Source organism: Planotetraspora silvatica (assembly GCF_016863315.1).
Classification (GTDB): domain Bacteria; phylum Actinomycetota; class Actinomycetes; order Streptosporangiales; family Streptosporangiaceae; genus Planotetraspora; species Planotetraspora silvatica.
Map to the genome: position 1 here is coordinate 87,115 of NZ_BOOQ01000045.1, position 24,621 is coordinate 111,735.

Annotated in this window: 22 protein-coding genes; 11 read left to right on the forward strand and 11 right to left on the reverse strand. The window is 69.8% G+C overall.

Annotation, left to right across the window (positions count from 1 at the left end):
• The first annotated feature begins 28 nt into the window (after positions 1-28).
• Complete coding sequence (locus tag Psi02_RS30450) at positions 29-934, forward strand: hypothetical protein (RefSeq protein ID WP_203979277.1); 906 nt, start codon at positions 29-31, stop codon at positions 932-934.
• 7 nt (positions 935-941) lie between these two features.
• Here the strand turns inward: Psi02_RS30450 and Psi02_RS30455 are convergent, their stop codons facing one another.
• Positions 942-2,807, reverse strand: coding sequence for a CASTOR/POLLUX-related putative ion channel (locus tag Psi02_RS30455; protein ID WP_203979278.1), 1,866 nt, complete (start codon positions 2,805-2,807; stop codon positions 942-944).
• 67 nt (positions 2,808-2,874) lie between these two features.
• Here Psi02_RS30455 and Psi02_RS30460 point away from each other — a divergent pair, with 67 nt between their 5' ends.
• Positions 2,875-3,462 (forward strand): Maf family protein, encoded by a 588-nt coding sequence (locus Psi02_RS30460; RefSeq protein ID WP_239095293.1) that lies wholly within the window; start codon positions 2,875-2,877, stop codon positions 3,460-3,462.
• A gap of 10 nt (positions 3,463-3,472) precedes the next feature.
• Positions 3,473-4,237, forward strand: coding sequence for an EI24 domain-containing protein (locus Psi02_RS30465; protein WP_203979279.1), 765 nt, complete (start codon positions 3,473-3,475; stop codon positions 4,235-4,237).
• A gap of 49 nt (positions 4,238-4,286) precedes the next feature.
• Here Psi02_RS30465 and Psi02_RS30470 read toward each other — a convergent pair whose 3' ends face one another.
• Positions 4,287-5,084 carry an SDR family oxidoreductase gene (locus tag Psi02_RS30470; RefSeq protein WP_203979280.1) on the reverse strand — a complete coding sequence of 266 codons (798 nt, stop codon included), beginning with the start codon at positions 5,082-5,084 and terminating at the stop codon, positions 4,287-4,289.
• A gap of 178 nt (positions 5,085-5,262) precedes the next feature.
• Here Psi02_RS30470 and Psi02_RS30475 point away from each other — a divergent pair, with 178 nt between their 5' ends.
• Complete coding sequence (locus Psi02_RS30475; RefSeq protein WP_203979281.1) at positions 5,263-6,327, forward strand: DUF4192 domain-containing protein; 1,065 nt, start codon at positions 5,263-5,265, stop codon at positions 6,325-6,327.
• A gap of 24 nt (positions 6,328-6,351) precedes the next feature.
• On the opposite strand, the gene Psi02_RS30480 is transcribed toward Psi02_RS30475, so the two are convergent.
• On the reverse strand, positions 6,352-6,702 hold the full coding sequence (locus Psi02_RS30480; RefSeq protein WP_203979282.1) for a hypothetical protein: 351 nt from the start codon (positions 6,700-6,702) through the stop codon (positions 6,352-6,354).
• 222 nt (positions 6,703-6,924) lie between these two features.
• On the opposite strand from Psi02_RS30480, the gene Psi02_RS30485 reads away from it, so the two are divergent.
• Positions 6,925-7,446: a DUF1707 and DUF4870 domain-containing protein gene (locus Psi02_RS30485; RefSeq protein ID WP_239095294.1), complete on the forward strand. Its 522-nt coding sequence runs from the start codon at positions 6,925-6,927 to the stop codon at positions 7,444-7,446.
• Positions 7,447-7,461: 15 nt separating this feature from the next.
• Here Psi02_RS30485 and Psi02_RS30490 read toward each other — a convergent pair whose 3' ends face one another.
• From Psi02_RS30490 to Psi02_RS30505, 4 genes are all read right to left on the reverse strand, one after another.
• Positions 7,462-8,988 carry an ATP-dependent DNA ligase gene (locus tag Psi02_RS30490; RefSeq protein ID WP_203979284.1) on the reverse strand — a complete coding sequence of 509 codons (1,527 nt, stop codon included), beginning with the start codon at positions 8,986-8,988 and terminating at the stop codon, positions 7,462-7,464.
• Between the two features lie 173 nt (positions 8,989-9,161).
• Positions 9,162-9,536 (reverse strand): FKBP-type peptidyl-prolyl cis-trans isomerase, encoded by a 375-nt coding sequence (locus Psi02_RS30495; RefSeq protein ID WP_203951741.1) that lies wholly within the window; start codon positions 9,534-9,536, stop codon positions 9,162-9,164.
• A 167-nt stretch (positions 9,537-9,703) separates the two neighbouring features.
• Positions 9,704-10,429: a general stress protein gene (locus Psi02_RS30500; RefSeq protein ID WP_203979285.1), complete on the reverse strand. Its 726-nt coding sequence runs from the start codon at positions 10,427-10,429 to the stop codon at positions 9,704-9,706.
• A gap of 70 nt (positions 10,430-10,499) precedes the next feature.
• Positions 10,500-11,939, reverse strand: coding sequence for a GuaB1 family IMP dehydrogenase-related protein (locus tag Psi02_RS30505; RefSeq protein ID WP_203979286.1), 1,440 nt, complete (start codon positions 11,937-11,939; stop codon positions 10,500-10,502).
• 107 nt (positions 11,940-12,046) lie between these two features.
• Between Psi02_RS30505 and Psi02_RS30510 the strand changes: the two genes are divergently transcribed.
• Positions 12,047-12,544 carry a GyrI-like domain-containing protein gene (locus Psi02_RS30510; RefSeq protein ID WP_203979287.1) on the forward strand — a complete coding sequence of 166 codons (498 nt, stop codon included), beginning with the start codon at positions 12,047-12,049 and terminating at the stop codon, positions 12,542-12,544.
• A 53-nt stretch (positions 12,545-12,597) separates the two neighbouring features.
• On the opposite strand, the gene Psi02_RS30515 is transcribed toward Psi02_RS30510, so the two are convergent.
• Positions 12,598-13,266, reverse strand: a complete 669-nt coding sequence (locus Psi02_RS30515; protein ID WP_203979288.1) for a nitroreductase family protein — start codon at positions 13,264-13,266, stop codon at positions 12,598-12,600.
• 87 nt (positions 13,267-13,353) lie between these two features.
• Complete coding sequence (locus Psi02_RS30520) at positions 13,354-14,475, reverse strand: CaiB/BaiF CoA transferase family protein (protein ID WP_203979289.1); 1,122 nt, start codon at positions 14,473-14,475, stop codon at positions 13,354-13,356.
• Positions 14,476-14,549: 74 nt separating this feature from the next.
• Between Psi02_RS30520 and Psi02_RS30525 the strand changes: the two genes are divergently transcribed.
• Positions 14,550-15,530, forward strand: coding sequence for an NAD(P)-dependent oxidoreductase (locus Psi02_RS30525; protein ID WP_203979290.1), 981 nt, complete (start codon positions 14,550-14,552; stop codon positions 15,528-15,530).
• A gap of 33 nt (positions 15,531-15,563) precedes the next feature.
• Here Psi02_RS30525 and Psi02_RS30530 read toward each other — a convergent pair whose 3' ends face one another.
• On the reverse strand, positions 15,564-16,298 hold the full coding sequence (locus tag Psi02_RS30530; protein WP_203979291.1) for an N-acetyltransferase: 735 nt from the start codon (positions 16,296-16,298) through the stop codon (positions 15,564-15,566).
• Positions 16,299-16,523: 225 nt separating this feature from the next.
• On the opposite strand from Psi02_RS30530, the gene Psi02_RS30535 reads away from it, so the two are divergent.
• The 4 genes from Psi02_RS30535 to Psi02_RS30550 all read left to right on the forward strand — a co-directional run bounded on the left by Psi02_RS30535 (position 16,524) and on the right by Psi02_RS30550 (position 22,423).
• A complete protein-coding gene (locus Psi02_RS30535) occupies positions 16,524-17,897 on the forward strand; it encodes an FAD-binding oxidoreductase (RefSeq protein WP_239095295.1) in 1,374 nt (457 codons plus the stop codon).
• Positions 17,898-17,951: 54 nt separating this feature from the next.
• Positions 17,952-19,211, forward strand: coding sequence for a class I SAM-dependent methyltransferase (locus Psi02_RS30540; protein ID WP_203979292.1), 1,260 nt, complete (start codon positions 17,952-17,954; stop codon positions 19,209-19,211).
• A 322-nt stretch (positions 19,212-19,533) separates the two neighbouring features.
• Complete coding sequence (locus Psi02_RS30545) at positions 19,534-20,808, forward strand: cytochrome P450 (RefSeq protein ID WP_203979293.1); 1,275 nt, start codon at positions 19,534-19,536, stop codon at positions 20,806-20,808.
• A 340-nt stretch (positions 20,809-21,148) separates the two neighbouring features.
• The gene (locus Psi02_RS30550) at positions 21,149-22,423 is read left to right on the forward strand and encodes a cytochrome P450 (RefSeq protein WP_239095296.1); all 1,275 of its coding nucleotides are present in this window, start codon (positions 21,149-21,151) and stop codon (positions 22,421-22,423) included.
• A gap of 72 nt (positions 22,424-22,495) precedes the next feature.
• Here the strand turns inward: Psi02_RS30550 and Psi02_RS30555 are convergent, their stop codons facing one another.
• Complete coding sequence (locus Psi02_RS30555) at positions 22,496-24,079, reverse strand: hypothetical protein (RefSeq protein WP_203979294.1); 1,584 nt, start codon at positions 24,077-24,079, stop codon at positions 22,496-22,498.
• Positions 24,080-24,621: the final 542 nt, after the last annotated feature.

Consider the following 24,621-nt stretch of genomic DNA (forward strand, 5'->3'; position numbering starts at 1 on the left):
TACCGGGATATGCCGTACGCTCCGATCCGTGGCACCTGGGGACTATGGGACGAAAGCTGTTCCCACTTACGTTGCGGCCGAGGCGGAGACGACCCCCCTCCCGAAGATCACGGTTCCGCTGGCTCCGCCGGCTCCACCGGGCGGGCGCAAGGGTCTCGGCGACCTCCCGATGCGGGTGATCTACCGGATCATCGCCGGCGCCGCCGCGGTCGTGGGGGTGGGCACGGTGGCGACCATCGTGGTCCTCGGCAAGACCGGATCCGCGCCTCCTCACGCAGCCGCCGCGAAGCCGGCGCACTCCCCGCTGATGGCCACGGCGACTCCGACCCTGAGCCCGACGCCCACGCCCAGCCCCACGCCGACGATCCCGGCGGTGCTGGCGGCGGCGTTCGCCGACTCGCGGCTGCAGGAACTGCCCGACGCCGACAAGAAGCTGGGCCGGTTGCCGGGAAAGCCCGCACCCAGGCGCGGCGTGCTCAAGGACCGCCGGTCGGGCGTCTCCGTCCCGAGGTTCACCAAGGTCTGGCGGCCCGTGAAGACCAAGGCCTTCGGCTCGCGGCAGGATCTCCCGCAGGTGAAGGGGTCGCCGGTCCGCGGCATGGTCATCTCCTGCCCGCTGCCCGTCGCGGCGCAGGACGACATGCGCGACACCGCCCTGCTGGCCGCCCGGTGGACGCTCAAGTACCAGCCGAAGGGCACCACGCTGTCGTGGACGGCGATGGACGACCTCACCATCGGCAAGAGGGACGCCGTGGTGCTCGGCTTCAACGCGCACTACAAGGTCAAGGGCAAGAAGCGGACCTCGTCGGCCGCGGTCGTCGTGATCGACGTCCCGAACAAGAAGCCCGCCCTGGTGTACGCCGTCATCCCGGACACGCAGAAGAAGGCCTGGCGCGACATCAACAGTGTGGTGTCCGGGATCAAGGTGCCCTGACGCGGGGTCAGCGTTCCGCGAGCACGATCACCGAGTCGCCGGACCCGAGCGCCACGAGGCGTGACCTGTCCGGGTTGAGGACGACGCCGAAGTGCGGCGCCTCTCCCGATCCGGCGGCCAGGCGGTAGCCGATCGCGGTCTCTCCTCTTCTGCGGGCCGCCTCGACCACGGTGGGGAAGGCGACCGGCGCGCCCCCGGCGACGTAGTCGTCCGCCGGGCGCGGATAGATCTCCGATCCCCGGGAGTCGAAGAGGTAGCCGAACACCTCGCTCAGGTGCGGGCTCTCGGCGAGCTGCGCGAGCAGCAGACCGACGACCGTGTCGCTGATCACGATGTCGTCGGCCTCGGTCACCTCCGCCAGAGCGCGGTTGTTCTCGTCGTGCATCTCGCTCACGATCGAGTACCGCTCGCCCAGGGTCGCCTGCATGTCGCGAAGCTGCAGCAGGGTCATCAGCGTGCGGGTGTCCGCGTGGTGGGGATGGTGCCTGTCGTCCGACAACACGATCACGTGCTGGTAGAGCCCGACCCCCAGCGCCTCCAGGGCGTACCTGTCGGTGGTCTCGCAGTCCTTGACGCTGATCGTGAGGTTGTGCAGGCCCACCAGCCCGTCACCGGCTCCGGGATGGTCGCTCGCGACGTCGAGGACCGACCCGGCGGGGACGTAGCCGTCGAGATAGCGCACGATCTGGGCCGCCCGTCCGTTCCAGCCGAGCAGCAGTGTCCGTCCGGGCCCCGGCCGCGCGCGTTCGTGGTCGCGGATGTGTTCCTCGTCGATCGCGACGGCATCTCCCGCCAGCCGGATGAGGGAGTCGTCCTGGGCGATCACGATGATCTGGTCGGAGGTGCCCAGCAGGGTGTCCATCGGCGGGTTGAGCATGACGCCCTCGGCCGTGCGCAGGCCGATGACGGTCGCGGAGGCGTAGGCCCCCAGCGTCTCCCCGTACGGCCGGCCCGCGAGCGCCGGGTCGGAACGGAGGTAGATCTCTCCGCCGTCGAAGTTCAGCAGGTCCATGCACACGACCGACATGCCGGACTGCCGGGACGACTGCACGATCAGCCGGGAGATGGTGTCGACGGAGTCGACCAGGTGGACCCCCGGGCCGCCGGCGAGGCGGGCGGCCGCCATGTTGGCGGAGGCGGCGATGGCGGCCACCACCGGCGGATGGTCGCCGGCCCGCTTGGCCAGCGCGAGCAGCGTCTTGATGACGTGGGCGTCCGGCTCCTCGCTCTGCGGGGACAGGACGACGACGGAACGCGCCGCGTCGAGGTTCATCAGGTCGAGGTCGGCGGGCTCGGTCGGCCGCCCGGTGCGGCAGACCAGGCGGGTCCTGCCGGTGTCGCCGACCCGCGTGCGGATGGCGTCCTCCATCGCGGGCTTGTCCATGTCCGCGAGGATGGCGATGACCGATCCCCGCTGGCTGGCGTGCGCCTTCACAAGCTCGGAGACGATCGTGAAGACCTGCTCGGACCAGCCGAGGATCACGGTGTGGCCGCTCTCGATGATCCGCGAGCGGCCCTTGCGCAGCTCCTCGAGCTTGCCCTTGAGGCCGGTGGAGAGCACGCCGACCAGGATGCTCACGATGAAGATGCCACCGAGTGACGCGATGAGCATCAGGCCGAGGAACGGGGCGGTGCCGGTATCGCTGGCGATCTTGCCGGGGCTCAGGGCGCGCATCAGCGTCATCCACAACACGCCGGTCCAACCCTCGTGGGCGTTCACCTCGTCCGGCGTCAGCCACATGACCAGCCCGCTGACGGCCAGGATCAGGGTGACCGACAGAAGGGCCAGCCAGCCGATGAGGGCGCCCGTGCCCTTCGCCATGATGTTGTCGAACCAGTACCTCAGGCGTTCCCTGACAGTCGCCCTCGACAAAAGACAGCTCCTCAGGACAAATACGATCATTGATCGACTCATATTAGGGGCCACTAGGCTCTGTGGTGTGACTCAGCTCGTTCTGGCATCCGCTTCCCCCGCCCGTCTCGATGTGCTGCGGGGGGCCGGCCTCGACCCGAAGGTGATCGTCAGCGGGTTCGACGAGGAGGCCGTCGTGGCCGACTCGCCCGAGCGCCTCTGCCGGGCCCTCGCCGAGGCCAAGGCGTCCGTAGTGGCGAGAACCCTGAAGTCGGGGATCGTCATCGGCTGTGACTCGGTGCTCGAACTCGACGGAGTCGCGTACGGCAAGCCGGGATCGCCCAAGGAGGTGGTCGACCGGTGGCGGGCGATGCGGGGCAGGCACGGGCGGCTCCTGACCGGCCACTGCGTCATCGACGTCGAGGCCGGCCGCGTGATCTCCGAGGTCGGCGCCACGGTCGTCCGGTTCGGCACGCCGACCGACGAGGAGATCTCCGCCTATGCGGCGAGCGGTGAGCCGCTGCGGGTCGCCGGGGCGTTCACCCTCGACGGCCTGGGCGGCTGGTTCATCGACGGCATCGACGGCGACCACGGGAACGTCCTCGGCATCTCGCTTCCGCTACTGCGCCGCCTTTTCGGTGAATTGGGTGTGTCCGTCACGAGCCTGTGGCGCTAGCCTGCCGGGCATGAGCGGCATCGGACGGCGGGGAGTGGGCGGTTTCGCCGACGGCATCGGCTTCGTGCTCAAGGGAGCCGGCTGGGTCGCCAGGCATCCACGGTGGTGGCTGTTCGGGCTGATCCCGGCGTTGATCGCGCTGGTGCTCTACGTTTTCGCGCTGATATGGCTCGGCACCCACGCGACCGACGTGGCGGAGTGGGTCACCCCGTTCGCCGACGACTGGGGCTGGCGTGACGTCTTCCGCACCCTCGTCGGGATCATGATCTTCGTGGGTGGCCTCGCGCTCGCCGTGGTGACCTTCACGGCGGTCGCTCTGGCCATCGGGGAACCCTTCTACGAGAAGTTGTCGGAGAAGGTCGAGGAGGATCTCGGCGGCCTTCCCGGTGGGGTGGACCTGCCCTTCTGGCGGACGTTCTTCCGGTCGATCCGCGACAGCCTCATCACGCTCGGCTACGTCCTGATGTTCACCGTTCCCCTGTTCGTGCTGGGTTTCGTGCCGGTCATCGGGCAGACGGTCGTCCCGGTTCTCGGCGCGCTCGTCTCCGGGTTCTTCCTCACCGTGGAGTTGACGGCCCTCGCCATGGAACGGCGGGGCATCGCGCGCAAGGAGCGGTTCGCCCTGCTTCGCTCGAACCTGGCCGTGTCGCTGGGCTTCGGCATCCCCGTCTTCCTGGCCTTCCTCGTGCCGCTGGTCGTCGTCGTCGCGATGCCGGGGGCCGTGGCGGGGGCCGCCATGATGGTCAGGGGACGGCTGGCCGCTTCGCCGTCGTGAACGCGCCCGGCGGGCGGCCGGTGCACGATGGCGGGCCGCGCGTGGCGGATCACGCCGGCGGTCCCTCGGCGTCGACGGCCGCCGCCCAGAGATCCGCCGTGACATCCATGAACCGCTCGTGGTCGGCGGCCCGAAGGCGTACGGCGAGCTCCGTCTCCGGATGGGTGAAGATCAGGAAGCGTTCCTCCCGCAACCCCTCGACGACGATGTCGGCGACCGCGGCGGGCTCGATGGGCCCACCCTTGAGGCGCAGGAACCGACCGACGGGCATGTCGTGCACCGCCGCGGTCAGCGGCGTGTCCACCAAGGCGGGGCACAGGCACGAGAAACCGACGCCCGACCCCCGATAGAGCACGGCCAGCGACTCGGCCAGGGCCAGAGCGGCGTGCTTGGTGACGGTGTAGGGGAGGGCGCCGGGGATCGTCAGCAGGCCGACCGCGGAGACCGTGTTGAGCAGATGACCGCCACCCCGCCGGATCATGGCGGGAACGAGCGCGCGAGCCGCCCAGACATGCGCCATGACGTGCACGTTCCACTGCGTCAGCCAGCCGTCGTCCGCCGCGTCCAGAGCTCCGAGGGGCTGCGCCTGGCCCGCGTTGGAACAGAAGAGGTCGATGGGGCCGTAGACCCTCTCCGCCTCCGCGATCACTCGGAGGATCTCCCGCTCCCGGCCCACGTCGGCGGTGATAGCCACGCCTCCCGCCTCGTCCGCCACCTTCCTGGCCGCCGCTCCGTCGCGGTCCACGACGACCACTCCCGCGGCGACCGTGGCGAAACGCACCGCCATCGCGCGGCCGATGCCGCTGCCTCCGCCCGTCACCACCACGTGCTTTCCGTCCAGTTCCATACCGGCCACCCTTCCCCTCGCGGGACGAGACGTCCCCACCCGAAGGTGACCGTGCGACACCCACCTTGGGCGTTCGGCCGCGGGCAGGCACGCCTGTGCTCCTGTGGACAACCGCTCTCCTCCACAGAACAGCGTTAAAGGTCCGGTCGCCACGGGTGCCTCGGCGAGGCTCACGGCCATGACCACCACCCCGAAGCTCGTGCTCACCAGCCCGGCGGACATCCTCGCCGCCGTCCCCTACCTCGTCGGGTTCCACCCCGCCGACAGCCTCGTCGTGATCGGCTTCGCCGGGACGGCGCTGCAGCTGAGCACGCGGTGGGACCTGCCGCCGGAGCCCGGCGATCTCGATCGCCTCGCCCCGTTGTTCGTGCGGGAGGGGGTCACCATGGCCGTCCTCGTCGGCTACGGCCCGGAGCCGGTCGTGGATTCCGCCGTGTTGGAGACCGGCCGGCTGCTGGAGGAAGCCGGCGTCCGCGTGACCGAGGCACTGCGCGCCGAGGACGGGCGCTACTGGTCCTACGCGTGCCCGACCATCGTGTGCTGCCCCGACGAGGGCCTGCCGTACGACCCGGTGTCCAGCCCGGTGGCGGCCGAGGCGGTCGTGCACGGGCTCGTCGCGCTGCCCGACCGGGGCAGCCTGCGCAGGACCGTCGAGCCGAGCGCGGGAGCCGCGATGCGGGAGGCCTCACGGCGCGTGGCGGGCGAGCTGCGGGCGAGACTGGCCCGGCAGGGGCAGGTGAGCGACGCGGTCGCGGCGGAGCTCGTGGCGGGCGGCCTGGCGAGGGTCAGGGCCGCGATCGACCTCTACGGCTCGGGCGGGCGTCTCGACGATCGCGCCGCGGCGCGCCTCGGGTTCGACCTCGCGATCATCCGCGTGCGCGACGAGGCGTGGGCCCTGCTCGACGACCGGGACGCCCACCTGGCTCTGTGGAAGGACCTGACCCGGCGGCTGGATCCCCGCCACGTCGCGCCGGCCGCCTCGCTGCTCGCCGCGGCGGCCTGGCGGTCGGGGGACTGCGCTCTGGCGGGCATGGCGGTCGAGCGCGCGCTGGAGGCGGACGACGCGTACTCGATGGCCCACCTCCTCCGGGAGGCGCTGGTCCACATGCTGTCGCCCGCATCGCTCCTGGACCGGATGCCCACGCCGGAGGACCTGGAGGCCGAGATGGGGCCGCCCAGAGGGTGCTGGCTCGGCCCCCTCGTCACATGGTTGTCCGGCGAGCCGTCCGCGCGGGCGGGCTGATGGGGGAGGGGTCGGGGGCGGGGGTCAGGCGTGCTCGCCGCTCTCGGCCTGGCGGCGCCGGTCGTTGTAGGCGCGCATCCGCGCCGGGTAACCGGTGAGCTGGACGTCGTACACAGGCAGGGCCAGATCCCTGGCGACCTTCCTGATGACGGCGGGTGATCCGACGCGGCGGCGCGTCCACTCCCCGTCGTGGGCCACTGCGACCGCGGTGGTGTCGGTCGCGAACGTCTCTGGTTCCACGAAGAACTCCACGCCGCGTCGTGACTTGGCGAAGTCGATGAGGCTTTCGATGTCGGAGTTCGTGGCCTCACGGTCGAATTTGGCGATCCGGGGGCCTCGAAGCCGCCGGATCCCGTAGCGATCGCGCCATTTCATATGCCTTGTATACCGTTCCGATTATCACGTTGGTGTTAAGAGGGACTTCTCGGGGCCAGGTAAGGGAAGTCCCCGATGGACTGGACGGCGATCCGCCGCGCAAGATGGAAGGAGACCCGGCGCAGCGCGGGTGATTCCACCGACGGAAGGCATGGTGTGATGCCGGCGGCAGTGACACCACCGTGGCAGGGGCGGGCACCGATGCCCCACCCGGGGCTGAGGGTGACGAACCAGGATCGCGAGCGGGTGGTCGAGCACGTCCAGGCGGCCTTCGCCGAGGGCAGGCTGGACAAGGACGAGATGGACGAGCGGCTGCATCTCGCGATGACCGCCCGCACCCACGCCGACCTCCTGCCGATCATGAACGACCTGTACGGCGCGCGCGCGGAGTTCGACCAGCCGCCGCCGTTCGCCGCGGCCGATCCGGAGCCGGACGCGGGGGAACGCGTCGGCGGGGCGGCCGCCCACCTGCTCACCCTCTGCGGGCTCTTCGTCATCGGTCCCTTGATCATGCTGCTCGCGGGGGGACGCACCTCCCCCTACATCAGGCGGCACGCGATCGAGGCGCTCAACTTCCACCTCACCGTGCTGGGCGCGACGCTGCTGCTGCCGTTGACCGTGATCGGCGTGGTCCTGCTGCCGTTCATCTGGATCCTGGGGTTCGTGTTGTCCGTCGTCGGCGGCGTCGCCGCCCTCGCGGACGGCCGGTTCCGCTACCCGCTGACGGTCCGATTGGTGAAGTGACGGGCGAGCCTGAAGTCAGGGCATGAGCGCGCGCACCGCGGCCACCGTGTCGGCCTCGTCGGCCCGCTTGTCGGGCCGGTAGCGAAGGACGCGGGCGAACCGCAGCGCCATGCCGCCCGGGTAGCGGGTGGACCGCTGGACGCCGTCGAAGGCGATCTCCACCACGAGCTCGGGTTTGACGGAGACGACCCAGTCCTCCGTCGGTCCCGCCGCCAGGCGCAGGAACTGCTCGGTCTGCCAGGTCAGCAGCTCGTCGGTCAGGCCCTTGAAGGTCTTGCCCAACATCACGAACCCGCCGGTCTCCGGGTCGAGTGCGCCCAGATGAAGGTTGGACAGCCAGCCGTTGCGCCGCCCGCTGCCCCACTCGGCGGCCAGCACGACCAGGTCGAGGGTGTGCCGCGGCTTCACCTTGATCCATCCGGCGCCCCGGCGGCCCGCGGCGTACGGCGTCGACGGCGACTTGACCACGACGCCCTCGTGGCCTCGCCGTACGGCGTCGGCGAAGAACGCCTCGCCCTCCTCGGCGTCGGCGGTGACCAGCCGGGGAGTGACCAGCTCGGGGGGGACGGCCGCCTCCAGCGCGGCGTGACGCTCCTCGTCGGGACGGTCGAGCAGGTCGGCGCCGCCGGCTCGGAGGGCGTCGAAGAAGAAGACGCTGAGCGGAACGGTCTCCCGCAGCATCGCGACGTCGGTCTTGCTGGCCACTCGCCCACCGGTGACCTGGAAGGGCTCCGGCCGGCCGTCGGGCCGCAGCGCGATCACCTCGCCGTCGAGGACGAGATCGTCCGACGGCAGCGCGAGGACGGCCTCGACCAGTTCGGGCACCTGCGCGGTGATGTCGTCCAGGGTGCGGGTGAAGACGCCCACGTGCTCGCCGGAGCGGTGTGCCTGGACCCGCACGCCGTCGAGTTTCCACTCCACGGCCGCCGGTCCGCCGATCTTCTCCAGCGCGGCGGTGACGGTCGGGGCGCTCTGCGCGAGCATCGGGGCGACGGGACGGCCGACCTCCAGCCTGAACGCGCGCAGTTCCTCGACGCCGCCGCGCAACGCCGCCGCCCCGACGGCGGGCAGCCATCCGCGCAGCGTCAGCGCTCTGCGGACCTCCGCCGAAGGGGCGCCTGAGGCCTTCGCGATCGCCTCGATCATCACGCCGTCGAGCGCGCCCTGCCTCAGCTCCCCGGTCAGCAGGCGCTGCAGGAACGACTGCTCCTGCCGTGTCACCGCACCGAACAGGTCGGCCAGCAGCGCCCTGCGCGCGGCCTGAGAGCCCGCCCCCGACTGCGCCTTGATCCGCCGCAGCAGAGAGTCGATCTCGGTCAGGGTGGCGACGGCCACCTGGCGCGGCTCGGGCACGTCCTGGAGCGTGCGCCACCCGACGCCGATCTGGCGCTGTGGCAGCTCCCCCGAAAGGTAGGCGACCGCGATCTCGGCCTCGTCCGGCCCCACCCGGCTCAGGAGCTCGGCCAGATGCGCGATCTTGGCCAGGCGGGCGGCATCGGATGCGACCGCCGCGGACGTCCTGGCGACGTCAATCAGCAACACATCGTAATCCTGCCCTACGCACCGGCGTTTGCCCACGGTGGGCCGTCACCTGTAGTGGCGCATCTCGGGCCACATCTGCTTCCAGGGCCGGATCGTCGTGTCACCGGGCCGCCCGCACCACCCCCCGGGGGCGGCCCCGGCGATCGGCGCGCCGAGCGCGCCGAACGAAGCGATCAGCCGACGCCGAGCAGGTCGACGACGAAGATGAGCGTCTCACCCGGCTTGATGGCGTTGCCCGCGCCGCGGTTGCCGTACCCCAGGTGGGCCGGGATCGTGAGCCGGCGACGCCCGCCGACCTTCATGCCGGCCACCCCGCGGTCCCAGCCGGCGATGACCCGGCCGCCGCCGAGCGGGAACTGGAAGGGCGTCCCGCGGTTCCAGGACGCGTCGAACTCCTCGCCCGTGGAGAACGCGACGCCGACGTAGTGCACGGTCACGGTGTGCCCCGGCTTGGCCTCCGGTCCGTCCCCCTCGACGAGGTCGACGATCTCGAGGTCCGCCGGAGGCGCGCCCTCCGGGAAGTCGATCTCGGGCTTCTCGAGTGCCACGTGGGTCTCCTGTTCTATCCGCGCCGGATGTTTCCGGCCGACCGAACGACTCTACCGAAGATCGCCCAGACGACCGACGCCCTCCCCGAGTCTGGTGGAAAGGGCGTGGTCAGCGGCACGACGGACCTGCTTCCGAAACCTCCGGAGCTGTCGCGGTTGGAGATGGTTTACTGCGGACGGTTCCGGTGGCTGTCGGCCCCCGGTCCGCGCTCCATGTCCGGCCGTCCGGACTCGGTCCTGCTCGTATCCGTGCGGCGCGCCTCCGGCCGATCCATCGACGGCCTGCCCGGCATGCCCGTCCGGTCCTGCCCGGACGGCCCCTGCATGCCGCCGCCCTGTACGGCACCGCCCGGCATGTGCATGGTGCCGGGGCTCTGTCCGGCGCCGCCCTGGCCGGGGCCGCACGTCATGCCGGCGCCGGAGTTGGCCAGCGCCGCCCGGGCCTGCTCGACCATGGGCGCCGCCACGAGCACGTCGTAGCGGCCCGCGACGATCGAACTCCTGGACGAGAAGTCACGCGCTCCACGACTCAGGGCGTGGGCCACGAATCCGAAGATCGCGCCGACGATGGCGGCCCAGATGACGGACCACACCACGATGCCGATGAACGAGATCGTGGTGGCGGTGAACAACGCCAGGAACAGGCCGATGACGAGGCCGATGACGGCTCCGTTGCTCAGCCCGCGCAGCGCCGCCCTGCCGGGGGTCAGCCTGCCGGTGACCCGCTCTTCGAGCCGGAGGTCGCTGCCGACGATCGCGGACTGCTCCACCGGGAAGCCGATGTCGGACAGGGCGTCGACCGTCCGCTGCGCCGACGCGTAGTCGTGGTAACTGGCCAGCGGGCGCATGTCGACCATGGGTGCGACCGTCCCACTGGCGGGAGAACCGAACATCTTCGCCTCCGTCGGGTTGTGCGGTCGTGACGACACGGCCCTACCCGACGGTGGCCTGATATGCGCGTCCTTACCAGCTCTGGTGGAGAGGCATGCCTTCTGTGTACCCGGACGCGCTCTGGATGCCGACGACCGCCCGCTCGTAGAACTCCTCCAGGCTGGCGGCTCCGGCGTACGTGCACGAGGAGCGCAGGCCGGCGACGATCTCGTCGATCTGGTCTTCGACGCTGGGGCGCACGGGATCCAGGTACATCCTCGAGGTCGAGATCCCCTCCTCGAACAGGGCCTTGCGGGCCCGCTCGAAGGGCGAGTCGTCCACGGTGCGCAGCCGTACGGCACGGGCGGAGGCCATGCCGAAGTTCTCCTTGTACTTCCGGCCGTCGGCGGCGGTGCGGGTGTCGCCCGGGGATTCGAACGTGCCGGCGAACCAGGAGCCGATCATGACATTGGACGCGCCCGCGGCGAGCGCCAGCGCCACGTCGCGAGGGTGCCGTACGCCGCCGTCCGCCCACACGTGGCGGCCCAGACGGCGTGCCTCGGCGGCGCACTCCAGCACGGCGGAGAACTGCGGCCTGCCCACGCCGGTCATCATGCGGGTGGTGCACATCGCGCCGGGCCCGACGCCGACCTTGAGGATGTCGGCCCCGGCCTCCACCAGGTCGCGGACTCCCCGGGCCGTCACGACGTTGCCCGCGGCGACCGGCACGCCGGGGTTCAGCCCTCTCACGGCCCTGAGCGCCGCGAGCATCTTCTCCTGGTGGCCGTGCGCGGTGTCGACGACCAGGACGTCGGCGCCCGCGTCGAGCAGCTCCTTGGCCTTGGCCGCCACGTCGCCGTTGACGCCGACCGCCGCGGCGATCCGCAGCCGGTTGCCCGCATCGACGGCGGGCTCGTAGAGGGTCGCCCTGAGCGCGCCGGTGCGGGTGAGGATGCCGACCAGATGCCCCTCGGCGTCCACGACGGGCGCCAGGCGGTGGCGGCCCTCGTGCAGCGCCTCGAAGGCCGTCTGCGGGTCGGTGTCCTGGGGCAGCGTCTGCGGCGACGGCGTCATGACCTGGGCCAGCTGGGTGTACATGTCGACGCCCTGGCAGTCGGCCTCGGTCACGACGCCGACCGGGCGGTTCTCCCAGTCGACGACGATGACGGCGCCGTGCGCCCGCTTCGGCAGGAGGTTGAGCGCCTCGCCGACGGTGTCGTGGGGCGTCAGCGTGAGAGCGGTGTCGTGGATCAGATGCCGGCTCTTGACCCAATCGATGACGTTCGCCACCACGTCGAAGGGGATGTCCTGCGGGATGACCGCGATGCCGCCGCGCCGCGCGATCGTCTCGGCCATGCGACGCCCGGCGACGGCGGTCATGTTGGCCACGACGATGGGGATGGTGGTGCCGGTGCCGTCGTTGGTCGACAGGTCGACGGCGAGCCGCGAACCCACGGCAGAGCGTGATGGGATCATGAACACGTCGCTGTACGTGAGATCGTAGGGCGGCGTCACATCATTGAGGAATCGCACGTTTGCCCAGCCTACGTCGTGAGCCTTCCATTCCCGGCATTCCCCGTGGGAGACGGCGCCAGACGCTGTGAACGCCGGATAGATTTACTCGGTTGAGAGGAGGAGCCGTGGTCATCGTCGACCGGCCTGAACTGCTCATCGTCGGCCATGCCGTAAGGACGACCAACGCCGCGGAGGCGGATCCGTCCCGCGCGCAGTTGCCGGGCCTGTGGGCACGAGCGGGGGCGCCCGGCGCCTTCGCGCACGTGCCGAGCCGCGTCGATGAGAACCTCTATGCGGTGCTGACCGACTACGAGGGCGATCATTACGGGGCGTACACGCAGGTCGTGGGCATCGCGGTGCACTCCGCCGCCCGGCTGCCCGAGGGAATGGTGGCCGTCCGCGTGCCCGGCGTGCCCGCCATGCAGGTCGAGGCGCGCGGCCCCATGCCGGGCGCGCTGATCGAGGCCTGGCAGCAGGTGTGGAAGCACACCGAGTCGGGCGGGACGCCCCCGAGGGCGTTCACCACCGACCTCGAGGTCCACCACCGGGGAGGGGCGGACCTCTACGTCGCCGTCCTGCCCTCCTACGGCGACCCCCGCCCCACCCCCTCACCTCCCGCGTGATCATGCACAGGTTCGGCGGCACCCGCCCCGACCTGCGGATGTACCGTTCGTGATCATGCACTCGTCTCGTCGGCGGACCAGAGCGGCTCGGGGATCTCGAAGCCGACCGGCTCCCCCCACTGGTTGCGGTAGCTCACCTCGTGCACCGGCCTGCGCGGCGCCACGCCCCACCGGCCGGTCGGATACCCGAAGGTGACCGTGCAGGCCATCTCCCAGCCCTTGCCCTCCGGAACGCCGAGGATCCGCATCGCCTCGGCGCCGTGGAAGAGCCCCAGCACCGTCGTCAGCGCGCTGCCGACGCCGAAGCCGCGCGCGGCGAGCTGCGCGCTCCACACCGAGGGATAGATCGAGCCGCCGCTCGGGTCGTTCCTGGTGAAGGCGAACAGGAGCAACGGGTAGCCCTCGAAGTGCTCCGCCAGGTGCATGGAGGACTTCATCACGCTCAGCGTCCTGGTGTCCCCGGACGCCTCGGCCCGCTCCCGCGCGGCCTTGTAGTGCCCGTCGTACAGGGTGCCGAGCGCGTCGCGGTAGAGCGGCCCGAGCTGGGCCTTCACCGACGGGTCGTCCACCAGCATGAAGCGCCAGCCCTGCGTGTTGCCGCCGCTCGGCGCCCGGACCGCGGCGTCGAGGATCCGCTCCTGGATCTCCTGCGGGATCGGGTCGGGCTTCACCCGGCGCATCGCGCGGGTCGTGTACAGCGCCTCGAAGAGGTCCATGCTCATCGGCCGTTCATACCTCGCTCACGGTCTTCCGGCGCACTGGGCGCCGCGGTCTGGTCGGTCTCCGGGGGGTCACGGGGCTTGAGACGCTCAGATCAGGACGCCCGCGTCGCGGTACGCCTTGGCCTCCTCTTCGGGCAGGCCCCAGGCGCCGAGGTCGCGCAGACGGGTCGCGGGGGACAGGTCTCCTCTGCCGCTCCCGAGCAGGCGGGGCGCGGGGACCGGCTGCACGACGCCGTCGACTTCGACGAACGTCCCGCGCGCCTGGTTGTGCGGATGCCGGGCGGCCTCGCCCATCGACAACACGGGGGAGACGCAGGCGTCGGAGCCGTCGAAGACCTCCTCCCACTCCGCCCGGGTCCGGGACCGGAATGCGGTGGTCAGCCGATCCCGGATCGCCGGCCAGTTGGCCTGGTCGCTCCGGCTCGGCATGTCCTCAAGGCCCATCCGGGTGATCATCTCGGCCCAGAACTGCGGCTCCAGCGGCCCGACCGCGAGGAACCTCCCGTCGGCCGTCTCGTACGTGTCGTACATCGGAGCACCCGTGTCCAGCAGGTTCGTGCCGCGGTCGCCCCACGCGCCGCTCTGGACGCCCTGGTAGAACATCGAGAACAGCAGGGCCGCGCCGTCCACCATCGCGGCATCGATGACCTGGCCCCTCCCGGTGCGCTCCCGCTCGAACAGGGCGAGCAGCACGCCGTACGCCAGCATGAGGCCGCCGCCGGCGAAGTCGCCGAGGATGTTGATCGGGGGAGTGGGCTTGCCGCCCGCGCGGCCGAGCATCGACAGGACGCCGGAGATCGCGATGTAGTCGATGTCGTGCCCCGCCGCCGTCGCCAGCGGGCCGTCCTGGCCCCATCCGGTCATCCGGCCGTAGATCAGCCTCTCGTTGTCCGCGCGCAGGTCGTCCGGTCCGATGCCGAGCCGCTCCGCGACGCCCGGCCGGAAGACCTCGATGACGACGTCGGCTCGGGCCGCCAGCTTCTTGAACGCCTCGACGCCCGCGGGCGACTTGAGGTCGATGCCGATGGTGTGCTTGCCGCGGTCCATGACGTCGGGGCGCGGGCGGTCCGTCACGGCGGTGACGCGGTCGACGCGCAACACCTCGGCACCGTGATCGGCGAGCATCATCCCGGCGAACGGCCCGGGCGCGAGTCCGGCCAACTCCAGCACGCGTACCCCGGCCAGAGGGCCCTTCCGGGGCTGTTCCATGCCACTCTCCTCGGTGGGTCCTACATTTGCTGCGCCCAGTAGAACATGTTTCTGGAGCGTGCGAGACTCCGACCGTGACGTGGAAGATCCTTGCGCTGCCCCCACTGCCGGAGAACGCCCTTCGCGGCCTGCTCGGGGGCCTCGGCGACGACGCGGAGCTCGCCGTACCCGCCCGCCGGGACCGGGCCGCCCTGCTGGACGCGCTACCCGAGGCCGACATCGTCGTCGGCGACTGGAGCGGCGCGCTCGTGCTCGACGCGGAGGCCGTACGGCATGCACCGAGGCTGGCGTTCGTGCAGCAGCCCTCGGTCGGCGTGGACGGTCACGACCTGGAGGCGCTGGCGGAGGCCGGTGTGCCGGTGTCCAACACGGCCGGTGTCAACGCCGACGCGGTCGCCGAATGGTGCCTCGCCGCGTCGCTGGCGTTGCTGCGGCATCTACCGGACGCGGATCGCGAGATGCGGGCCGGAGGCTGGCCGCAGTTCACGTTCCAGCGGCGCGAACTCGCGGGCGCCCGGGTCGGCGTCGTCGGCTTCGGACCGGTCGGGGCCGCGTGCGCGCGCATGTTCGGCGCACTGGGATGCCGGGTGTCCTACTGGTCGCGCACGCCCAAGCCCGATTCGCACGGCGCCGCCTACCTCGACCTCGACGAGCTGACCGCCTCCAGCGACGTGCTGGTGCTCGCCATCGCGCTCGCCGACGAGACCCGCGGGCTCTTCGACGCCGTACGGCTGTCGCGGATGCCTCCGGGGGCCGTGCTCGTCAACGCGGCCCGGGGCCCGATCGTCCATGACGACGCGTTGCTGGCCGCGCTGGACTCCGGCCATCTCGCCGGTGCGGCGCTCGACGTCTACGACACCGAGCCACTCGGGGCGGCCGACCCGCTGCGCGCGTCCGAGAAGGTCCTGCTGTCTCCGCACGCCGCCGCCGTGACACCGGAGGCGAGCACGCGTCTCATCCAGTGCGTGCTCGACAACCTCGCGGCGGCGGTCGCCGGCCGTCCCGTCATCAACGTCGTCAACGGCGCAGACCCCGTGATCCGGCGACGCACCTGAGCCGTCGTGTTCGAGCCTTCCCCGAGCACGTCGTCACCGGAGGGCGTGCCGTACCCAGACGTTGGGCTCGACGTAGACGGCGTGGTCCTCCTCGACGGCGACGTGCACGGGGTTCAGCGCCTTGGGCACCTCGGCGGGGCCCGTCCGGTCGAACGGGAGGCCCGTCCACCGGCGCCACTGGTTCAACGTGCCGGGGATGGCCATCGACCTCGGGGCCACGCTGTCGATCGTGCCGCCCGCCCGGACGTGCACGCGAAGCCACGGATCGTTCGGGAGGCCGTCGTCGCGCGTCCTGAAGGCGTACTCGGACATCGGCGTCGACTGCTCGAGATGCTTGGCGTTGGGGCGCACCGGGGCGATGAGTTCGGCGAATCCGAGTCCGGCGGCCTGCTCGCGCAGTGCGTCGAGCATCACTCCGGAGATCCCACGCCCGAGCAGGTCGGGCCGGATCGAGATCTCGAGCGCGGAGACGGCGTTGGGACGGTCCCCGCGCAGCCGGGTCCGCCAGGCGCGCATGACGACGCCGTCCCAGCCGTTCGCGGGAAGCGGGCCGTCGTCGAGTTGCAGGGGGACGGACATCGCCTTCGCGGCGAGTCGTCCGTCGGCGGTGGCGACGACCACGAACTCGGGGTAGGCCGTCGCGGCCACCGTGTAGTACAGGTCGGCGATCGGATCGTTGAGCATGAACTCGGGCCAGGCGGTGGGCATGTTCCCCACCTCGCCGGCGAGGTGGGGGCGCTCCGCCAGGGTGCTGATTCGCAGATCCACGAGACGTCATCCTGGCCGCAGGCCACCGCGTCGTCCATGGGTTTATCCGGGTGCCTGCCGTCTGACCTGCGGCGATCTGACAGGCTCGGTCGGAGTGCACGCCTCGCCGCTCGCTACGGCATACCCCGATGGTTTTCGCAGCCGTAACGTGTCTAATCTGGTCTGCGGTGTTTTCGAAGGATAACGTGCCTAGAGGCGGTCTCAATGATCCATGGGGGTGGTGCCATGCCCACGCGCAGCACGACCAGTATGACCGCCCACCAAAAGGCGGTCGAGCAGATCAGGGAGTCCTACGCGGCGATCCCCGACGACGCCGCACCCCGGCTGTCGAAGGCCACCACGAACCTCTTCCGATTCCGCGAGCCCACCAAGACGGCGTCGCTGTCGGCCCGCGACCTGGACCAGGTGATCCAGGTGGACCCCGAGACCATGACGGCCGAGGTCCAGGGCATGACGACGTACGAGCACCTGGTGGACGCGACACTGCCCTACGGGCTCATGCCGTACGTCGTGCCGCAGCTCAAGACCATCACCCTCGGGGGCGCGGTCACCGGCCTCGGCATCGAGTCGTCCAGCTTCAGGGACGGCCTGCCGCACGAGTCGGTCGAAGAGCTCGAGATCCTGACGGGGGACGGGCAGATCCTGGTCGCGCGGGCCGACAACGAGCACGCCGACCTCTTCAACACCTTCCCGAACTCGTACGGCACGCTCGGCTACGCGCTGCGGATCCGCATCAAGCTGGCACCGGTCAAGCCGTTCGTACGGCTGACGCACATCCGCTTCACCGACGCCGACAAGTGCATGCTCGCCCTGGCCGAGATCTGCGAGAGCCGCACGCACGAGGGCGAGCCGATCGACTTCGTCGACGGGACGTACTTCGGTCCCGGCGAGCTCTACGTCACCGTCGGAACGTTCTCCGACAAGGCGCCGTACGCGTCCGACTACACCGGGATGCGCATCTACTACCAGTCGATCCAGACCCGGCCGCGTGACTGGCTCACCATCCGCGACTACCTGTGGCGCTGGGACACCGACTGGTTCTGGTGCTCGCGCGCCTTCGGCGTGCAGCAGCCGCTGGTCCGGTCGCTGGTGCCGCGCCGGTGGCTGCGCTCGGACGTCTACCGCAAGCTGGTCGGGTTCGATCAGAAGCACGGCGTGACGGCCCGGCTCGACCGCTGGCGGAACAGGCCGGTGCAGGAGTCGGTCATCCAGGACGTCGAGGTGCCGGTCGAGCGGGGCGCGGAGTTCCTCGAGATCTTCCAGAGCGAGGTCGGCATGACGCCGGTCTGGATGTGCCCGCTGAAGGCGACCCGCGACTGGCCCATCTACCCGCTGGAGCCGGGCAAGCTCTACATCAACTTCGGCTTCTGGGGCATGGTCCCGCTGCCGCGTGGTCAGCAGGACGGCTACTACAACCGTCTCATCGAGCATGCCGTGCACAGGCTCGGTGGCCACAAGTCGCTCTACTCCAGCTCGTATTACGAGCGGGAGGAATTCTGGCGCTTGTACAACGGGGACTCGTACTGGCCGGTCAAGCATGCGTACGACCCGGGCGGGCGACTGCTCGATCTGTACGACAAGTGTGTCCGGGCCAGGTAGGCAGTTCCTACGTGTGGATTGCGTACGTGATTTCGTACGTGGGGAGAGGTTGACATGACTCTTGCCGAGATTTTCGAGAAAGTCGTCGGTAGTGACGCGGGTGTGCAGTTCGAGGCCTACGACGGCAGCAAGGCCGGCGCATCCGACGCGGACATCCGCATCGAGGTCAAGTCACCCGCGGCGGTGGCCTACCTGGCCAAGGCGCCGGGGGAGCTGGGCCTCGCCAGGGCGTACGTCTCCGGGCACCTCGATGTGCACGGTGACATGTACACGCTGCTCGACCGCATGTGGTCGCTGACGCTCAACGACCTGCCGCTCAGCGAGAAGGTCGCCGCGATCCGCTCCCTGGGGACCAAGCCGCTGCTGATGCGTGCCACGCCGCCGCCGCAGGAGATGCGCCGCAGCGCGATGGCCAGGCTCGGCAGCCGCCACGCCAAGCAGCGTGACGCGGAGGCGATCCACCACCACTACGACGTCTCCAACAAGTTCTACGAGTGGGTGCTCGGCCCCTCCATGGCGTACACCTGCGCGGTCTTCCCGTCGGCGGACGCGACGCTCGAGGAGGCGCAGTACGCCAAGTTCGACCTGGTGGCCAAGAAGCTCGACCTGCAGCCCGGCATGCGACTGCTCGACGTCGGGTGCGGCTGGGGCGGCATGGTGATGCACGCCGCCCGCGAGTACGGCGTTAAGGGCCTCGGCGTGACGCTCTCCCGCCAGCAGGCGGAGTGGGCCCAGAAGGCGATCGCCGAGGCGGGGCTCTCCGAGCTCGCCGAGGTCCGCTACATGGACTACCGCGACGTCCCGGAGACCGGCTTCGACCGGGTCAGCTCGATCGGCCTGACCGAGCACATCGGCAAGGAGCAGCTCCCCTCCTACTTCTCCTTCCTGTACGGCAAGCTCAAGCCGGGCGGGCGGCTCCTGAACCACTGCATCACGCGCCCGACGGGCACCGAGAAGACGATCAACAAGGGCGGTTTCATCAACCGTTACGTCTTCCCCGACGGGGAGCTCGAGTCGGTCGGCTACCTGGTCCGCCAGATGGAGGACATCGGCTACGAGATCCGCCACGAGGAGAACCTGCGCGAGCACTACGCCCTGACGCTCCGCGAGTGGTGCAAGAACCTCGACGCCCACTGGGACGAGGCCGTCGCCGAGGTGGGCGAGGGCACCGCCCGGGTCTGGCGCCTCTACATGGCGGGGTGCGTGGTCGGTTTCGAACGGAACAAGATCCAGCTCCACCAGGTTCTCGGCGTTCGCCTCGACGATCAGGCCGACGCGCACGTCCCCCTCCGCCCCAGCCTCGACTGGCCCTGATCCCACCCGCTCTCTCCGCGGCTCTCCCGCGCTCTCCCGCGCTCTCCCGCGTGATCATGCACAGATTCGGTGATTGCGCGGTTGAGCTGGGCGAGTACCGTGCGTGATCATGCACACATTCGTGGATGGTCGGCGTGACGTGCGCGAACGCGACGCGTGATCATGCTTGGGTTTGGTGATGGCCGGCCTGACCTGCGCAGACATGGTTCGTGATCATGCAGGGATTCGACGGCGGCGCCCCTGAGCTGGGCGTGAGCCGTACGTGATCATGCAGTGCGGGTGAGGTCTTGACGCAAGCGGTCGCTTGCACAAGATTGGCGGCATGAGCGTGGCGCCGGAGCTCGACCTGTCGCGGATTCCGTTCTGGGCGCTGCCTCGAGCCGAACGGCTGGAGGCCTTCCGACGCCTGCGCGAGCTGGACCGGCCGGTCTTCCTGACCGAGAGCAAGATCCCCTTCATTCCGCAGGGGGCCGGTTACTACGCGCTCGTACGGCACGCGGACGTGACCGAGGCCAGTAGGAACGCCGGGATCTTCAGCAGTGAGCCGACGTCCAACAGCATTCCGGACATGCCGCGCTGGCTGGCGGTCTACTTCGGCTCGATGATCAACATGGATGACCCCCGGCATGCGAGGCTCAGGCGAATCGTGTCCCGGGCCTTCACGCCGCGCGTCCTCGCCAAGATGGAGGAGGATCTCCAGCGGGCCGCGGAGGAGATCGTCGGCAGGGCGGTGAAGGAAGGGGCCGGTGACTTCGTTCCGCAGATCGCCGCACGGCTTCCCGTACAAGTTATCTGCGACATGATCGGCATTCCGGCGAAATTTCATGACATGGTGCTCAGCCGTACCAACACGATCCTGGCCAACGCGGACTCGGAGTATTCAGGATTCGGCGCGGACTCCGCACGCCCTGACGAGGTCGCCGGCCGCTGGACGACGGCCCGCGGCCTGATCAAACTGCTGCGGGCGGGCCATGAGCTCAGCTCGCTGGCGCAGCGGCTCGGGCGCGAACGCCGCCGCAACCCCACCGGCGACCTGACCAGCCTGCTTGTCAACGGCGAGGAGCGGCTCACCACCCAGGAACTCGGCTCGTTCTTCATCCTGCTCGTGGTCGCCGGCAGCGAGACGACGCGTAATGCGATCAGCCACGGCCTCAAGGCGCTCACCGACAATCCCGAGCAGCGCGCGCTGCTGACCGACGACTTCGAGGGGCACGTCGCGGGCGCGGTCGAGGAGATCATCCGCTATTCGACCCCTGTCATCCAGTTCCGCCGGACGCTCACCTGTGATCACGTCATGAACGGCATGGAGTACAAAAAGGGCGACAAGGTCCTGCTGTTCTACAACTCGGCCAACAGGGACGAGAGCGTGTTCAGGGATCCGGATGCCTTCGACATCACGCGCACGCCGAACCCGCATGTCGGCTTCGGCGGCCCAGGTCCGCACTACTGCCTCGGCGCTCACCTGGCCAGGCGGGAGATCACCGTGATGTTCCGCGAACTGTTCACCCGGATGCCCGAGATCCGTGCCGAAGGCGAGCCGTCCTACCTGCTCTCCAACTTCATCAACGGGATCAAGCACCTGCGCTACCGCTTCTGACTGCATGATCGCGTACGGCTCTCGCGCAGGTCGGGGATGCCGTCGCCGAATCTGCGCATGATCACGAACCGTGTCCGGGCAGGTGAGTGCGGTTGTCGCAGAGCCTGTGCATGATCACGGGTTGTGTTTGCGCACGTCACGCCGGCTGTCTGCGAAGGCGTGCATGATCGCGCCCGGGGTTTGCGCGGGTCGGCGGCCTGATCACCGAATGTGTGCATGATCACGCGGGGGAGGGGTGGGGGGTGGATATCTTTCTTGTAGATCGCCGGAGTTGGGGTGGTCTATGGCAGGATGAAACAGAATCTGATTCTGTTTGAATACCACCAGAAGGGGACCGGCCGTGACGACCCAGCCAGTGGAGAGTTCTCCCATCAAATCGGCCGCGGACATCGACCTGTCCGATCACGCCTTCTGGTTGCGCCCGGCCGACGAGAGGGAGCACGCCTTCCGCCTGCTCCGCGATCTGGACAAGCCGGCTTTCTTCGCCGAGCCCGACGTCCCCTACATCGCGGAGAAGGGTCTCGGCTACCACGCGCTCGTCCGGCACGCCGACATCCTCGAGGCGAGCCGGACCCCTGAGATCTTCGCCTCGGGACTGGGCGGGGCCACCAGCATCATCGACATGCCGGCGGAGTTCACCGAATACTTCGGCTCGATGATCAGCATGGACGACCCTCGCCACGCCCGCCTGCGGCGCATCGTCTCCCGTGCGTTCACCCCCAAGATGATCAAGCAGTTCGAGGACGATGTGGAGGTCGCCGCCGGCCAGATCGTCGACGAGCTTCTGGAGACCGGCTCGGGTTGCGACTTCGTCACCGAGGTCGCCGCGAGACTGCCCCTGAAGATCATCTGCGACATGATGGGGATCCCCGAGAGCGACTACCGCTTCGTCTTCGACCGATCGAACATCATTCTGGGCGCGTCCGATCCCGAATACGTCTCCGACGCCGAATCCATCGGCACCGCGCTGCTCACCGCCGGCATGGAGCTTCAGGAGCTCGTGCAGAGGCTCGCTGCCGACAGGGTCGAAACCCCCACGAACGACCTGACGTCCTCGCTGGTCAACGCCAACCTCGACGGTGAGAGGCTTACCGCTCAGGAGCTGGGCTCGTTCTTCATCCTGCTCGTCGTCGCCGGCAACGAGACCACCCGGAACGCCATCTCGTACGGCATGCGCCTGCTGACGCTCAACCCCGACCAGAAGCGGTCGTGGCTCGAGGACATCGACGGCCGGGCGCCCGGCGCCGTGGAGGAGATCGTACGGCTGGCCTCGCCGGTCAACTACATGCGGCGCAAGGTGACCCGGGACCACGAGATGAACGGCAACCTCTACCGCGAGGGCGAGAAGGTCGTCCTGTACTACTGGTCGGCCAACCGGGACGAGAGCGTCTTCGACGACTCGCTCCGGTTCGACATCGCCCGCAACCCCAACCCGCATGTCGGCTTCGGCGGTCCGGGCCCGCACTTCTGCCTCGGCGCCCACCTGGCCAGGCGGGAGATCACCGTGATGTTCCGCGAACTGCTCCGGCGGGTGCCTCAGATCGAGGCGGGGGAGCCCGAGCGCCTGTTCTCCAGCTTCATCAACGGCACCAAGCACATGGAGTGCACCTTCTGACACCCTCGGGATCGGGCCCCGCTCGCCCAAGGTCGCCGGAGCGCAGCGTTGAGCGCAACCTCCAAGCCCGGCCTAGCTCGCCTTGAGCTTGCGCGTCGACTTGAAGACCGAGTTGATGTCGGGAAGCAGGTCGTCCTTGAGTTCGGGCACCGCCACGTAGACGATCGCCGGCAGGTCTTCGCCGGTGTTGAGCGCCGCCACGGCGACCGTCGTGTTCTCGTGGTCGGCCGTGACCTTGTAGGTGACGAGCATGCCGGTGATGCCGTTGTGCGAGTAGCGCTGCTGAGCGACCTTCGTGGCCGTGTTGCCCTTGGGGAAGAGCGTCTGCCGCGCGGTGGTCATCACGGCGGCGACCACAGGGGAGAGCTTGCTCGGGGTGGTGTACTTCGCGGACAGCGACTGCGGCAGCGGGCCCGACATCACCTGGGCGAACTCAGGCTTGCCGCGCGTCGTCATCCCGGCGGGCACGTACTGACGCGTCGAGAATCCGTATTTCGTGCGGACGGAGGCCGCGTTGGCGTCGAGCTTCCACGGGCCGCGGAGTCGCGGCAGTGAGAGGGCCGCGTCCGCGTCGGGCACCGTGCCCTTCACGGGAGACGGCGTGCCCTTGTAGGCCGCCAGGGCCGGGAACAGCACCACCGGCTTGGCCGCGGACGACGGGGTCGGATCCGCGGGCGGCGCGGAACTCTTCTCAGTGTCGCCGGAGCTGAGCGGCCCCGCGACGAAGGCCCACACCAGGGCGCCGATGAGCGCCACGATCACCGTGGCCACCAGCGCGAAGATCCAGACGGGACGGCCGCGCTCGTCGTCGTAGTCGTCCATCGTCTGAGAGCTGTCCCCGAAGACGGTGTCCCACAACTCCTGCTGCCGATGTGCCGGAGGGGTCTTGGGTCCGCTGATCTGTCCTGCCGTCACGAACGGCTTGTACGGATCCTCGCCTCTGGGACCGGCGGGGGAAGCCTGCTGGGCGACGTCGGCGGGCGGTCCGGGCCAAGGAGGGCTCGTCTGCGGGCTCGCCTGGGTGGGCGCGGCGCCCCAGGCCGTATCGGAGCCTCCCGCTCCGTTCGCGGGCCAGGCCGTGTCCGAACCTCCGGCCCCGGACGCGCCCCAGGAGGGATCAGCGGGCGAGGAGGGCGCGGGAGTCGACCACGCCGGCGTGGCGGGCGCAGGCGCGGACGGTGCGGATACGGAGGCGGGAGCGGGCCATGACGCGGTGTCGCCCTGACCCGGCTGGGACCACGAGCCGGTGTCGCCTTGGCTTGGTTGGGACCACGAGCCGGTGTCTCCCTGGCCTGGCTGGGACCAGGCGGGCTCTGAGGGCTCCGACGGCGCCGGACCGGGCCGGAGGGAGTCGAAGGGCCCCGGGGGCGTGGCGCGGGCGGCCTCGAAAGGCCCGGTGGAGGCGGGCCTGGGTTCGAAGGAGTTGGACGGCGACCACGCGATGTCCGAGGGTTCCGTGCCGGGCACGGGGGTGGTGACCGGGGTGAACGGCGAGCGTACTTCGGCGTTCATCTGCTGCGACGACCACGCGGTGTCGGTGCCGCCGGACCCGGCCCAGCGCGATTCGGGGGTGTCCGACGGGCCCCAGCCGGGCGTGGGCGCCGGGGAGGAATGCCGGGGGAAGGAGGCGTCAGGCGCGGCGGGAATGGGGGGCATCGCCGCGGTCGCAGGGCCGTTCTCACCGAACGGAGGCACGGGGTCGGTGAACGAGGGGGAGGTGCCGGGTACCTCTGGCCACGCCGGTGGAATCTCCGGCCAGGCGTTCGACCGGTGTGGCTCATTGCGGTCCGAGGGCACGCTACCTCCCGAATTCATGCCCGGATTGGGGGTGCCTGGCATGTTCTCATGCGCCGTGGGGGGTGCCGCAGCGAAACTGGAGAATGCCCCACGAAACTGCTCCCCCGTGGGATCGGTTGGCGGATCCTGCATGGGCAGGTCCGGGAATGGGTCAGCCACAGCGAAGACAGTAGACTAAAGGGACATAAGAGGTCACTACGGATCTGTCTCCATCAGGCATCGTGGGTTGACTGACACCGTCAGCTCCCGAATATCCGTCGGCGACCGCCTTGTCGTCTGCGCTACGCTGGACTCGCGTGTCGCGACCCTGCTTATCAGGCAGCTGTTCCGATAGTCGGCACGATATGCGGAAACGCAGGCTGCCCCTCGTGTGGAGCGGGGGGCTCCGTCATGAGCAGGCG